The 14,382-nt window shown below is 41.8% G+C and carries 9 protein-coding genes; 5 read left to right on the forward strand and 4 right to left on the reverse strand.

From position 1 onward, the window contains the following. Nucleotides 1-190: 190 nt before the first annotated feature. The 4 genes from htpG to AC1DPZ_RS12395 form a co-directional block, all read right to left on the reverse strand. Complete coding sequence (htpG, locus tag AC1DPZ_RS12380; protein ID WP_477403712.1) at nucleotides 191-2,074, reverse strand: molecular chaperone HtpG; 1,884 nt, start codon at nucleotides 2,072-2,074, stop codon at nucleotides 191-193. Between the two features lie 268 nt (nucleotides 2,075-2,342). After that, nucleotides 2,343-2,876 (reverse strand): NADPH-dependent FMN reductase, encoded by a 534-nt coding sequence (locus AC1DPZ_RS12385; protein WP_477403714.1) that lies wholly within the window; start codon nucleotides 2,874-2,876, stop codon nucleotides 2,343-2,345. Nucleotides 2,877-2,966: 90 nt separating this feature from the next. Further along, on the reverse strand, nucleotides 2,967-4,316 hold the full coding sequence (locus AC1DPZ_RS12390) for a sensor histidine kinase (protein WP_477403716.1): 1,350 nt from the start codon (nucleotides 4,314-4,316) through the stop codon (nucleotides 2,967-2,969). Then, nucleotides 4,306-5,664 (reverse strand): sigma-54-dependent transcriptional regulator, encoded by a 1,359-nt coding sequence (locus AC1DPZ_RS12395; RefSeq protein WP_477403718.1) that lies wholly within the window; start codon nucleotides 5,662-5,664, stop codon nucleotides 4,306-4,308. The genes AC1DPZ_RS12390 and AC1DPZ_RS12395 overlap by 11 nt, the downstream gene beginning before the upstream one ends. A 431-nt stretch (nucleotides 5,665-6,095) precedes the next feature. Between AC1DPZ_RS12395 and AC1DPZ_RS12400 the strand changes: the two genes are divergently transcribed. The 5 genes from AC1DPZ_RS12400 to AC1DPZ_RS12420 form a co-directional block, all read left to right on the forward strand. Next, the gene (locus AC1DPZ_RS12400; protein ID WP_477403720.1) at nucleotides 6,096-7,352 is read left to right on the forward strand and encodes an efflux RND transporter periplasmic adaptor subunit; all 1,257 of its coding nucleotides are present in this window, start codon (nucleotides 6,096-6,098) and stop codon (nucleotides 7,350-7,352) included. Nucleotides 7,353-7,535: 183 nt separating this feature from the next. Further along, nucleotides 7,536-8,213 (forward strand): ABC transporter ATP-binding protein, encoded by a 678-nt coding sequence (locus AC1DPZ_RS12405; RefSeq protein ID WP_477403722.1) that lies wholly within the window; start codon nucleotides 7,536-7,538, stop codon nucleotides 8,211-8,213. Between the two features lie 318 nt (nucleotides 8,214-8,531). Next, entirely contained in the window at nucleotides 8,532-10,904 is a 2,373-nt protein-coding gene (locus tag AC1DPZ_RS12410) for an ABC transporter permease (RefSeq protein ID WP_477403724.1), read from the forward strand. Between the two features lie 103 nt (nucleotides 10,905-11,007). Further along, complete coding sequence (locus AC1DPZ_RS12415; protein ID WP_477403726.1) at nucleotides 11,008-13,428, forward strand: ABC transporter permease; 2,421 nt, start codon at nucleotides 11,008-11,010, stop codon at nucleotides 13,426-13,428. Between the two features lie 169 nt (nucleotides 13,429-13,597). Beyond that, on the forward strand, nucleotides 13,598-14,382 hold a 785-nt coding region (locus AC1DPZ_RS12420; protein ID WP_477403728.1), incomplete at its 3' end, for an ABC transporter permease.

Raw genomic sequence — 14,382 nt, forward strand, 5'->3', positions numbered from 1 at the left:
ACCATATTGATGCCAATAAAAACAAAGGCAAGCAGTATAGCTATTTTATTTAGCGTTTTCATAATGAACAATTTAAGGTTAGACGGTAAAGGCTTATTCAGGTTTAATTTACATCAAATTTAAGTATTCTTTTAAACAAAAAAGCCACCCGTTTTGTGCGGATGGCTTTGAATTTTTTTGCTTTTTGAAATTATATCAGGTTAACGCTGCGGTTCACAAACTCGGTAAGTTCGGCACCGGTTAGTAAGCCCTGTGAAAGCAAGGCAAGATCAAATGCCTGTTTTGACAATTGGGCCTGTACTTCCTCGTTTTCTTCCTGTAATATACGGCTGATCAGTTTATGGTTACCGTTTACAATAACCTTGTAATTATCGGGCATGTTGCCATAAAAGCCCATACCGCCACCCATTGCAGCCATATCTTTCATGCGGCGCATAAACTCGTCCATGGTTACCGTAACAGGCAATTCTTCTGGATTAAGGCTCTCTAAATGAACGTTATAGGCAGGTTTATTAATGGATTTGTTGAAGATATCCTTTACCTTAGTGGACTGCTCTTCTGTTAAAACAGACTCCGGCGCTTCATCTTTTTTAATCAGTTTATCGGCAACGTCGGCATCAACACGTTTTAATGATGTTTTCTCTAACTTCTGCTCTAATTGACTGATAAAGTGGTTATCGATAGGCGAGTTCATCACCAACACATCATAATCCTTTTTATTGGCCGATTGGATAAATGAATCCTGTTTTGCCGGATCATTAGTGTAAATGTAAACCAATTGCCCGTCTTTATCAGTTTGAAAAGCTTCAACTTTCTCTTTGTATTCGGGTAATGTAAAGTTCTCTTTTTTAGTGTTTGTCACCAAAACAAAGTCTTTAGCCTTATCGTAGAATTTGTCTTCGCTTACCATACCGTATTTTACAAATAGGCCAATGTCGGTCCATTTCTCTTCGTAGGCTTTGCGGTCAGCTTTAAACAGTTCTGCTAATTTGTCAGCCACTTTTTTGGTAACGTAGCTGTTAATTTTTTTAACGTTACTGTCGGCTTGTAAAAAGCTTCTTGAAACGTTCAGCGGGATATCCGGTGAATCAATTACACCATGTAAAAGCATCAAAAATTCAGGAACAATATCTTTTACCTCGTCGGTAATAAATACCTGGCGGCTGAATAATTTGATCTTGTTTTTTGAGATTTCGAAGTCGTTCTTCAACTTAGGGAAGTACAATACGCCGGTAAGATTAAACGGATAATCAACATTAAGGTGGATCCAGAATAATGGATCTTCGCTAAACGGATAAAGCTGTTTGTAAAAGTTAAGGTAATCCTCGTCTTTTAACTCAGATGGTGCTTTAGTCCAGATAGGGTTGGTATCATTGATGATGTTATCTGCCTCAACGTCAATGTATTTTGGTTTGCCTTCTTCATCAACGCCATCTTCAACAGATTCGGTTTTAGTGCCAAATTTAATAGGCACAGGTAAAAACTTACAGTATTTGTCAAGTATCTCCTGCAATTTGTATTTGCTCAGGAACTCTTCCGATTCGCTGTTGATATACAGGGTGATCTCGGTACCCCGTTCAGCCAATACACCTTCGCCAATCTCAAACTCGGTGCTGCCATCGCAAACCCAGTAAGCAGGCTCGGCACCTTCCTGGTATGACAGGGTTTGAATTTCAACCTTATCTGCAACCATAAAGGCCGAGTAAAAACCTAAACCAAAGCGACCGATGATCTCATTGGCATCTTTGGCTTCCTTAAATTTCTCCACAAACTCAGTAGCGCCCGAAAATGCTATCTGGTTAATGTATTTTTTGATCTCTTCGGCGGTCATACCCAAGCCATTATCGGATATGGTGATGGTCTTCTTTACCTCGTCAAATGCAATTTCAACACGCAGGTCGCCAAGTTCGCCGTTGTATTGGCCCAATGAGGCCAGGCGTTTAATTTTTTGGGTAGCATCTACAGCGTTTGATACCAGCTCGCGCAAAAATATCTCATTATCTGAGTAAAGAAATTTCTTAATTATCGGAAAAATGTTTTCGGTGTGGATTGAAATGCTGCCTTTCTCTTGCATAATATTGATATATGAATGGATTAATATTAATTTCTACCTGCAACCATCAATGCATGTTCCAAAGACTCCGAAGTTGTCAAATTGGCAGAAAGAATAGCTCCGCTTTTAAAACCTTGCAGGTAATTTTGATATAAAAATCATATAAAAAATATCAGTTTATGTAGAAAAGTTAACATTTATCGAGAAAAATAAGGGAAMTCTTAATAAATATTTTAACAAACGGGCAACCTCCGCCGGGCGGGCGAAATTGACAGTGGGCATGAAGTTTTTAAACGTGATTTACCCGGTTCAAAAAAACTTTCAAAACTTCATTCAACTTTTTTCTCAGATCCTCGTCGGCTACCTTATCACCATCCATTTTCGACCTGATAAAAGAGATCACCAAATTAGCATCATCAATAATCCTGGCCGATAATGCACCTAAAGTAAGCCGTAACGATGCATGTGCGTGCTCGCCGCCTAATGACGAGGTTATCAATGCCACTGGCTTATCTACAAGCGAACCACTCGATACCAGCCAGTCCAGCATATTTTTAAGCTGACCAGGCACGCCGAAAGCATATTCCGGTGTGCAAATGATAATGCCATCGGCATCAGCTAAAAGTTGTCGTAATGAAGCTACCGGAGCAGGCGGATCATCAGTGTCCAATCCCGGATCGAATGGCGGAATCAGGGCTAAGTCATGGTAAATAGTATAATCAACACCGGGAGGAACTAATGACCCCAAATGTTTCAGGATATTATGATTTGTTGACCCCGAACGTAAACTGCCCGAAATGGCAAGGATGTTGATTTTACTCATTGAAAGATAAATTTAACAATCGGCGAAAAACTTACGAAATTTCTAAAACTTCGTAAGTTTCAAAAAACATGCTAATCAAACCCGGGGGCCTTACGGCACAAACTGCAATATAAATGACGATCCTTTACCCTCAGAAGATTGTACCTGGATATTTCCTTTATGCAATAACATGATCTGCTTACACAGGCTAAGCCCTATACCACTGCCGGTTTTTTTGGTGCTGAAGAATGGAATAAAGATCTTATCTAATAGTTCGGGGGGCATGCCGAGGCCATTATCTGTAATTTTAACCAGTGTTTTGTTATTGTTTTGTACTTCGGCAGATAGGGTGATCCGGGGTTCTTCGCGATCTTTTACGGCTTCTATGGCATTCACCAGCAGGTTGATCATAACTTGCTCAAGCAGGTTAATATCTGCTTCAATGGCAAGTGCCGGGTCGCGCATAATAATTACCAGTTCAATGTTTTTCTTCTCCAGGGTAGGTCGCATCAGGCTGTTCAGGTTCTCGAACAGGTTACGTACCAGGATTTTTTCGCGATCGAGTTTGGTGATCTTGTTTAAGCTACGGTAGCTTTCTGTAAACTTCAGCAAGCCCTCGCTGCGGCGTTTAATGGTATCTATACCCAACTCCAGGTCTTCCAGCTCGCTGCTATCTATGCTATTGGCAATCTCGGGGCTTTGCAGGCGGTTTTTCAGGGTATCGGCCAGCGAAGAGATAGGAGCCACCGAGTTCATGATCTCGTGGGTCATTACATTCAGTAATTTCGACCAGGCTTTTGATTCCGTTTCATCCAGCGCTTCACTCACATTCTGAAACGCTATCAGCTTGTAAAGCTTATCATCGCTGCGCATCAGGCTGGCCGTTATCAGTATTTTAACTAACTGCTGGTTGCGGCTGATGGTGATGATATTGCTTTCGCCGGGCTTTAATCTAATCAATTCGTTATAAAGCGCGGGCTCCCGTTTTTCGAGCGATTGAATGGTTTTTAAATAGGGGATACCCAACAGTTTTTTAAAAGCCTCATTGATCCAGCTGATGCTGCCTGTTTCTTCTTCGTAAGATAAAATCCCGGTATCCACCAGCTCCAGGATTTTTTGCAGGTAATGATATTGTGTTTCGCGTTCGCGGCTGATAAGCTTAAAGGTGGTGTTGATATCATTAAAGCCTTTGCGCAATGGTTTCAGTTCGTTTGGCGCCCTGCGTACATCAAAATGGCGCGAGAAATCCCGGTAATGGATAGATTCTACAAACTGGTTAACCTCATCCTGTGCCTTTTTCTGGAAACGGATCATTTCTATTACCGCGTAAACTACCRAAGGGATAAATATAACCAGGTATAGCGGCTGGCCAGTGACCGTAACATACGCTGCTGCGGCTAAGGCAATAAACATTAAAAATACACGCAGCAAAAGCCGCCACTCATAACGGTTAAATATCATATTTGCTTAATCTGCGGTATAGGGCGGTTCGGGTTAATCCCAGTTCTTTGGCAGCCCGGGTAATGTTGCCATTATGTTTCTCTATCACCTTTAAAATGGCGTTTTTTTCCAGGGTGCTTAGCTGTATATTTTCATCATTGATACTGCTGTCTGTTGATGTTTCCAGTATAGAAAATATCAGGTCATCGGGCCTTAGTGTTTGTTCATCAGCCATAATAACAGCACGTTCAATGGTGTATTGCAGTTCGCGTACGTTGCCGGGGTAATTATATGATTTAAGCTTTAGCAAAGCCGCGGCATCAAAATCCACGGCAGGTTTTAGGTACTTACTGGCATATTGTTTGGCAAAGTGCCTGGCCAGTATCACAATATCCTCACTGCGGCGGCGTAAAGGAGGCATATTAATTTCCACCGTATTTATCCGGTAAATTAAATCCTTACGGAAACGGCTCTCGTTGGCCAGCTCGTGCATGGGCACATTGGTAGCGCAAATCAGYCTGATATCAATATCAATGGCCTTATTGGTTCCTAACCGGGTTACCTGCCTGTTTTGCAGTATAGTTAACAGTTTGGCCTGTTGTTGCAGGCTGATGTTGCCTATCTCATCCAAAAACAAGGTGCCGCCCTGGGCATCTTCAAACCTGCCGGTGCGGTCTTCCCGGGCATCTGTAAACGCGCCTTTTTTATGCCCAAACAGTTCGCTCTCAAACAGGGTATCGGTTAAGGCGCCCACATCCACTTTTATAAATGGTTTATCGGCCCGTAACGAACGCTCATGAATGGCCTTAGCCATCAGGTCTTTACCTGTACCGTTTTCTCCTAAAAGTAAAATATTGGCATCAGTTGGAGCTATTTTGTTCACCTTGTAAAAAATATCCTGCATCACGTCCGATTCGCCCAGTATAGAGGTGTCTCCCGCGGTGCTTTTTACCGCTGCTTTGGTGGTTTTTACACCTCCTTCTTTCTTATCTAAAAGCTCTTTTATGGTGGCTATCAATTTCTCGTTATGCCATGGTTTTACCACAAAATCATCAGCACCTTCTTTTAATGAGCGTACAGCCAGGTCAATATCGCCATAGGCTGTAATCATTATCACACATACATCCGGCTTCCAATCCTTCACTTTACGTAACCAGTACAAACCCTCGTTGCCGGTGTTTATGGCGCTGTTAAAGTTCATATCCAGCAAAACCAGGTCTACTTCGTTGCGTTGCAGCAGCCAGTTCAGGTTCTCGGGGTTCTTCTCGGTTATCACTTCATTAGCCTGAGTTTTCAGCAGCAGCTTTACAGCGGTAAGCACATCCGGGTCATCATCAACAATAAGAATAGTAGCTTTTTTAAGTATCATTTGGTGTAGTTCATAGTTAATGGTTCATTGACAGTAGCCGATAGTTTTTTGATGATGATTTATAGCAGACGCGTGGTATTCAACAATTGTTACTAATTTACCGGTAACAAACGCTATACCATGAAGCATCATCTATGAACCATCAACCAAAGAAAACTTTGTGCAAATTAATAATTGAATGCTTAAAATTCACAGTATTATATAAATACAACTATTAAGGAGCTACCGGTTAAAAAAAGTAGTAATTTTAATTGTAACTAATATACACGTTATGGGATATTCGCGCACTATTTTACTGTATCATTACCGTACACTTGATGTAACAGAAGCGTACGCCTTAAATCTGCAATAGGTATTTAATGTATTGAAATACAGTATTTTAATTTGTGGCATATCTTTTTGTAACCATTATTCAAAACATCATAATAACAGTGGACAGAAAAATTGAGAAAAAGACCTGGAACAGCAAACGAATACTAACTATAGCTGGTATTACAGGCATTATTTTATTAGTTGGGGGCAGTATTTATTTTACATYGGGTAAAAGCAAATTGGATGTTGATACCGAACGCATAACTGTAAGTACTATTACTAAAGGTCCATTTCAGGAGTTTATCCCGGTTAACGGTACAGTAATGCCATTAACCACTATTTTCCTTGATGCTACAGAGGGCGGTTTAGTGGAAGAGAAATATGTAGAAGACGGGGCGATGCTTAAAAAAGGTGATCCTATTTTAAAATTAAGCAATGTTGATGAAGAATTAAGCCTGGCCACCCAGGAGTCGCAGGTGTTTGCCGAGCAAACCCAAATGCAGATATCACATAACAATGCATCGCAAGCCACCATTACCAAACTTAATACCATGGCCGATGTGGACAATGCTTTTAAAGAAGCCGAGCGGCTTTATAAATTAGATAAAAACCTTTACGAGCAAAAAGCAATTGGTTTACAGGAATATCAATCGGCTAAAAACATGTATGATTACCAGCTTAACCGTCGGAAGTTAGCTATACAAATATTGAAGCAGGATACCTCGCTTGTTAAACAGCAGGATCAACAGGCCCAGGAACACTACACCCAAATGAAGGCTGCCCTGGCCCTTATGCGTAAAAAAGTTGCAGGTCTTACTTTAAGGGCGCCTATTGATGGCCAGTTAACCTCCATGGATGCCGAAGTTGGCCAGAGCAAAAATAAAGGCGAACACCTGGGTCAGATCGACGTACAATCGGGCTTTAAAGTGAGGGTTGATATTGATGAGCATTACCTGTCGCGCGTATTTACAGGCCTGAAAGGCGATTTTCAATTTGCCGATAAAACATATAACCTGGTTATAAAAAAGGTGTTTACGCAGGTAAAAACAACCGGCAGTTTCCAGGTTGATATGCAATTTGTAGGCACCGTGCCTAAAGGCATCCGTAAAGGGCAAACGCTGCAGGTTAGGTTGGCACTTAGCGACGAAACTACAGCTGTATTGGTACCTAAAGGTGGTTTTTACCAGCAAACAGGCGGTAACTGGATATTTAAAGTGAGCGAAGACGGCAAACGTGCCTACAAGGTTAACATACAGCTTGGTCGCCAAAGCCCTGATTATTACGTGGTAACCGAAGGGTTAAATCCTGGCGATAAGGTAATTACCTCGAGCTATGAAACCTATGGCGATATTCAGGAACTGGTATTGAAGAAATAAGCAGCCCCACCCAAACCCTCCCCGCTGGTTAGCGGGAGGGCTTCAAAAAGTCTCCCCAACCGGGGGAGATTTAGAGGGGGCCGGCACGATAAACAAGAAATAATTAATTTTATAAACAGAGTATAAACAAAATCAAAAAAATCAAATCATCTAAACGAAAGGCGGATGATTTAGGAGGGGCAAATGATAAAAATTACTAATCTCGAAAAATTTTACCGCACAGAAGAGGTAGAGACCATAGCTTTAAATAAGCTATCAATTGAAATAGCGACCGGCGAGTTTGTGGCCATCATGGGGCCGTCTGGTTGTGGTAAGTCAACGTTGCTCAATATTTTAGGGATGCTTGATGATCCGGATGACGGCAGCTATGTTTTTAACGACATTGAAGTTGCGCATTTCACCGAGCGTAAACGTGCCGACCTGCGTAAGCACAACATCGGTTTCGTTTTCCAGAGCTTTAACCTTATTGATGAGCTAACCGTATTTGAAAACGTTGAATTACCGCTAATCTACACTGGTGTTCCTGCGGCTGAGCGTGTAAAAAGGGTAGAAGAGGTGTTAGATAAGATGCAGATCATGCACCGTCGTAACCACTATCCGCAGCAATTATCGGGTGGTCAGCAACAACGTGTGGCAATTGCCCGCGCCGTGGTTAACAAACCCAAACTGATCCTTGCGGATGAGCCTACAGGTAACTTAGATAGTACCAACGGTAACGATGTAATGGAACTGTTAACTGATTTGAACGAACAAGGCACAACCATCATCATGGTTACCCACTCTGAGCACGATGCCCGTTATAGTCACCGCATTATCAGGTTGCTTGACGGACAGTCGGTTGTGGAGAATATCATGGTTTAAACAGCATATCATCTACCCCGGAAGATAGTTTATATAAGTTAATTTTTTGTGCACGGCTCACCTCTCCGCAAGGGAGGGGTAGCTTGTTTTATGCCTTCTTTTCGCTTCGCGGATTAAGGATTTTCGGACAAAAGACAAAGGACGAAAAGTGTTTCTCGCTTCACGGATTGGCAAACCCGGTAAAAAGTTTAAGGAGTGAATGATTTAGTCATTGGTCACTGGTCATTAGGCATTGGTGCTTGTCCGATGGATGATGACAGGCAACAAAATAAGTGATTACTAATGACAGTATAGCAAAATGACTAATGACTAAAAAAGATGATAAGGAACTACATAAAAACAGCCATCCGTAGCCTTACAAAAAATAAGGCTTACAGTTTTCTGAATATTTTTGGTTTGTCCATAGGGATTGCCTGTGCCGCCCTTATTTTTTTATGGGTTGAGGACGAGCTGAATTTCGATAATGTATATGCTAAAAAGGATAACCTTTACGAGGTTCGTGAAAACCAGAAGTATGATACATATGTTTTTACTGAAAGCTCAACACCTGGTTTAATGGGCCCGGCAATGAAGGCCGAAATACCCGGTGTTGCCAATACCTGTCGTACCAATGAAAGTACCACATCTTTATTATTCGCAAAAGGCGACAGATCTGTTTTTGCAGATGGCAAATATGTTGAACCCTCCTTTTTTAGCATGTTTAGCACATCGTTTGTGCTGGGAAATGCCACTTCGGCTTTTAATGACCCGCATTCGGTAATTATTACCGAGAAGGCAGCAAAGAAATTTTTTGGTAACCAAAAAAATGTGCTTGGCCAGTATATTAAGGTTGATAACAAGCAAAATTATGTTGTGTCGGGCGTAATTAAAGATCTGCCGGCCAATGCATCCATACAATTTGAATGGCTGATGCCTTTTCAGCTTTATTTTGATCAAAGCCCCTGGCTAAGCAACTGGGGAAACCAGTCGCTATCTACCTTTGTTGAGTTAAAACCCGGTGCCAGCCCGGCCCAGGTTAATAAAATACTTTACAATTATATACAAAAACGTTCGCCCAAATCTTTAGGCCATGCCTTTTTGTTTTGTATGAACCAGTGGCACCTTTACGATGATTTTAACGAGGGCAGGCAAACAGGCGGCGGCCGGATAACATATGTGCATCTGTTTACAGTTATCGCCTGGATCATCCTTTTTATAGCCTGTATTAATTTCATGAACCTTGCAACGGCCCGCAGCGAAAAACGTGCCCGCGAGGTTGGCGTACGCAAAGTACTTGGCGCCGGTAAAAGTTCGCTCGCCCTGCAGTTTATTGCCGAGGCCATTTTTATGTCGGTGATTGCCGCTGTTTTTGCGGTATTTATTGTATCTGTAGCTTTGCCGGCATTCAATACATTAGTTCAAAAGCAGCTTACACCAGGGTTTGATAAACCGGTGCATATTATTGCCTTGCTGTTTATTACTGCTGTTTGCGGCCTGGTAGCCGGCAGTTATCCATCATTATATCTTTCGTCTTTTAATCCTGTGACTGTATTAAAAGGTGCAAAACTAAAAGACAGCGGCGCCTCGTTTATTCGCAAGGGGCTGGTTGTACTTCAGTTTACCGCGTCGGTTGTACTTATTATCAGCACAATTATTGTTTATCAGCAAATACAGCACATTAAAAGCAGGCAACTGGGTTTCAATAAAAATAATCTTATCGAAATAGGCCTGCAAGGGCAGATGTCTCAAAATTTTGATGCTGTGAAATATGATCTGCTAAGTTCTGGCCACGTTGATAATGTAGCCCTTTCTGATCATGCCATCATCTATGGCGGCAATAATACATCTGGACTTACCTGGGATGGCAAACCACCCGCTTCAGAGGTACTTATATCTCAGCGCTACGTAACCCCGGAATTTTTTGAAACAGCCGGCATGACCCTCGTTGAAGGAAGAAACCTTACGGTAGCTGATACGGGCAGGCCTTTACGCATGGTAATTACCAATTCGCTGGCAAAGCTTATGGGAAAAGGGAGCGCTATTGGTAAAAGAATACATGGCGAGGGCGATACTACGTCGGCTACTGTAGTAGGTGTGGTTAACGATTATGTTTATGGAAATATGTACGGCAAGCCCGATCCCGTTATGTTTTTTAGCTCCGATCCTAAAAATACAACGGTGATGTATGTACGCATAAATCAGCATAAGCCTATAGAAGCATCATTAGCCACAATTCGTAATGTGCTTAAAAAGAATAACCCGGCATATCCATTTGATTATCGTTTTGTTGACGATCAGTTTAACCAGATGTTTTTAAGCGAAATGCTGGTAAGTAAATTATCAAGGGTATTTGCCATGTTAGCTATTATCATTTCGTGCCTTGGCTTGTTTGGTTTGGCTGCTTACACTGCCGAGCGCCGTACAAAAGAGATCGGGATCAGAAAAGTACTTGGTGCAAGTGTGTTAAACATTACCGGGCTGTTATCGGCCGATTTTTTAAGACYGGTGATAATATCATGCAGCATAGCTTTCCCTGCAGCTTACTGGATAATGCAAAACTGGCTCAAAACATATCAATACCATATTAACATAAATCTTTGGGTATTTGCAGCAGCAGGACTAATGGCTGTTATTATAGCACTTGCAACAATCAGTTTTCAATCAATAAAGGCAGCTATTGCAAATCCGGTAGATAGCTTGAAGAACGAATGATTTAGTCATTGGTCAATAGTCATTAGTCATTGGTGCTTGTCCGATGGATAATGACAAGCAATGACTAATGACAGCACAGCGAAATGACTAATGACTAAATAAGATGATTAGGAATTACATAAAGACCGCCTTCCGTACATTAAGGAAAAATGTAGGATTTACTGCCATAAACATTTTAGGACTTGCCCTGGGCCTGGCTACCTGTTTAATGATTGTACTTTACGTTGCCGATGAACTAAGTTATGACAGGTATAATGTAAAAGCCAGCCGTACGTTTCGTATTAATGAAGATCTGAAACTGGGCAACAATAATGTTTTATATGCTGTATGCATGGCGCCATTGGCCCAAACTCTTAAAACTGATTTCCCTGAAGTGGAAGAAGCCACAAGGATAAAGCCGACCAATGGTTTCCACATAAAAAAAGGAAGCGAAAGCATCCTGGAGTACAGTTCCGTATTTGCTGATCCTTCAATTTTTAATGTTTTTACCTTGCCCATGATCAATGGCAACCCCGCCACTGCTTTAAATGAACCCAATAGCGTTGTACTTACCGAAAGTACCGCAAAAAAATATTTTAACAGTACCAATATAGTAGGTAAAACACTAACCATAGAAAATAACCAGCTGTTTAAAATTACCGGAGTAATTAAAGATATCCCAAAGCAATCGCATTTCAATTTTAACTTTTTCATGTCGATGTCGAGCTTTCCCGACAGCAAGTCGACTGAATGGCTCAGGAGCGATTTTAACACCTATGTAGTGCTCAAAAAAGGAGCCGACAGTAAAGCATTTGAGAAAAAATTACCCGCTTTTTTAAAAAAATACAGCGATGCCGAAATGCAGGCCGGTTTACACATGAATATGGATGCCTTTGAAAAAAGCGGAAGCTATTTCAGGCTCAACCTTACGCCGCTTACTGATATTCACTTGCACTCCAGTCGTGCAGGCGAGTTGGGTACCAATGGCACCATGCAATATGTTTATATATTTTCGGCCATCGCTATATTTATATTGCTGATAGCCTGCATTAATTTCATGAACCTGTCGACCGCGCGTTCATCAAACCGCGCCCGCGAGGTTGGGGTTCGTAAGGTTTTAGGTTCGCCACGTAAATACATTATTTTCCAGTTTTTAACCGAATCGGTGCTGGTTACGCTTGCAGCGGCTATAATAGCCTTGTTTGCAACTCTGCTGCTATTACCGTTATTTAACCATGTATCGGGCAAGGAACTGGTAGTGGGCTCGCAAACTTTGGCCTGGCTTATTCCGGCGTTATTGGTTATTGTGGTGGTGGTGGGCTTTGCTGCGGGCTCATACCCCGCATTTTTCCTTTCGGCATTTCAGCCTATAAATGTATTGAGCGGTAGGCTATCGGGTGGCTTTAAAGGCAGCAGGTTACGTAGCGTACTGGTTGTTTTTCAGTTTAGTATTTCGATATTCCTTATCATAGGCACCATAGTTATTTATAATCAGCTTAATTATATCCAAACCAAAAACCTGGGTTATAGCCGCGACCAGGTGCTTATCATTAATAAGACTTTTGAATTGGGCAGCCATGCCAAGACCTTTAAACAGGAAATTAAACAGCTTCCCGGTGTAGTAAATGCCACATTAACCAGTTATTTGCCTACAGCGCATGTGCGTTCTACATCTATATTTTATAAGGATGCTACGCTCGATCAAAAAAGATCCATCTTTCCGCAAAGCTGGAACGTTGATGCAGATTACATTGGCACGCTGGATATGAAAATAACAGCCGGCCGGAATTTTTCGGAACAAATGCCTACCGATTCAACAGGTTTGGTGATCAATGAAGCGGCCGCTAAATTTTTAGGCTACAGCGATCCGGTAAATAAGATCCTGTACCGCAATATGGATGGTAACCGCGATCATATGAAGCCGTATCATATAATCGGCGTTGTTAAGGATTTCAATTTCAACTCCCTGCACGAAACCATCAGCCCGGTTATCCTGTTGCTGAATGATAATACCGGCGATCTGAGCATAAAAGTGAGCACTGCAAATTTGCCAGCGCTTATAGCCCAGATAAAAAATAAATGGGATGCCCTTACCCAAAGCCATTTTGAATACTCATTTATGGAGCAGAATTTTGATGCCAATTACCGGACCGAGCAGCGTACCGGTACCATATCTATCATATTTACTGTTTTAGCGATAATAATAGCCTGTCTGGGTTTATTTGGCTTAGCCGCCTATGCAGCAGAGCAACGCACAAAAGAAATAGGGATCCGTAAAGTGCTTGGCGCGAGCGTATCGGTTATAGTAGGTATGCTTTCTAAAGATTTTATCAAACTGATATTTATATCCATTGCAATTACTACACCTGTAGCCTGGTATTTAATGAACAAGTGGCTGCAGGATTTTGYCTACCGCATCAGCATCCAATGGTGGGTGCTTGTGGTGGCCGGAGCAGCAGCATTATTTATAGCTGTAATAACGGTGAGCTTTCAATCTATTAAAGCGGCAGTGGCTAATCCGGTGGATAGTTTGAAGAATGAGTAGGAGAGGTCAATGGTGAATGGTGAATGGTCATTGGTCATTGGTCATTGGTCATTGGTCATTGGTCATTGGTCATTGGTCATTGGTCATTGGTCATTGGTCATTTAAAAAGGGGCGCTAATTTAGGATTTAGAGATTAGAATTTAGGGTTTAGAATTTAAAGTATAAAATCATGATCAAAAGCTATGTAACTATCGCCTTCAGGAATATTCGCCGTAACTTAAGTTATGCTTTCCTGAACGTTTTTGGGCTTACTTTGGGTGTAGCCGCGTGTTTGGTGATCTTCCTTATTGTGAGGAATGAGCTGGGCTTTGACAGTTACAACAGCAAGGCCGACCGCACTTACCGGGTAACTTTAAACGCGCTTGATTTTAACTCGAACGTGTCTATGGCGATAATCCCGGCCATGCGGATTGATTTCCCCGAACTGGAGCAAACCACGCAGCTATTTTACCAGTCAGAAGCTATGATCAAAATTGGCGAGAACCGTTTCAGAGAAAAAAATATAGTTTTTGGTGATGATCAGATAGCTAAAGTTTTTGACTACCAATGGCTGGCCGGTGACCCTAAAACCGCGCTTTCGCAACCTAATAGCGTGGTACTTACAGAAACTATTGCCAAAAAATATTTTGGCAAAGCCGATGCTATGGGGCAGACAGTCAATTTTGACAACCAGCTGAATGCCAAAGTAACAGGTATCATTAAAGATTTGCCTGCTAATTCCAGTACGCCAACAGAATTTCTGGTGTCACTCAAAAGCATCGAGCAGTATTTAAAAGGTGCCATGGGTAATTTCTGGTCTATCCCGGGCGGTAGTTACGCCTATATTGTGCTTCCCCCAAATTATTCTGTGCAACAATTGAAAAGCAAAATACCCGCTTTTATTAAAAAAAACTGGGGCGCCGATATTGCCAAAAGCGCTCATTTGCCCCTGCAACCATTGAAAGATATTCACTT

Source organism: Mucilaginibacter sp. P4_G9, assembly GCF_056400985.1.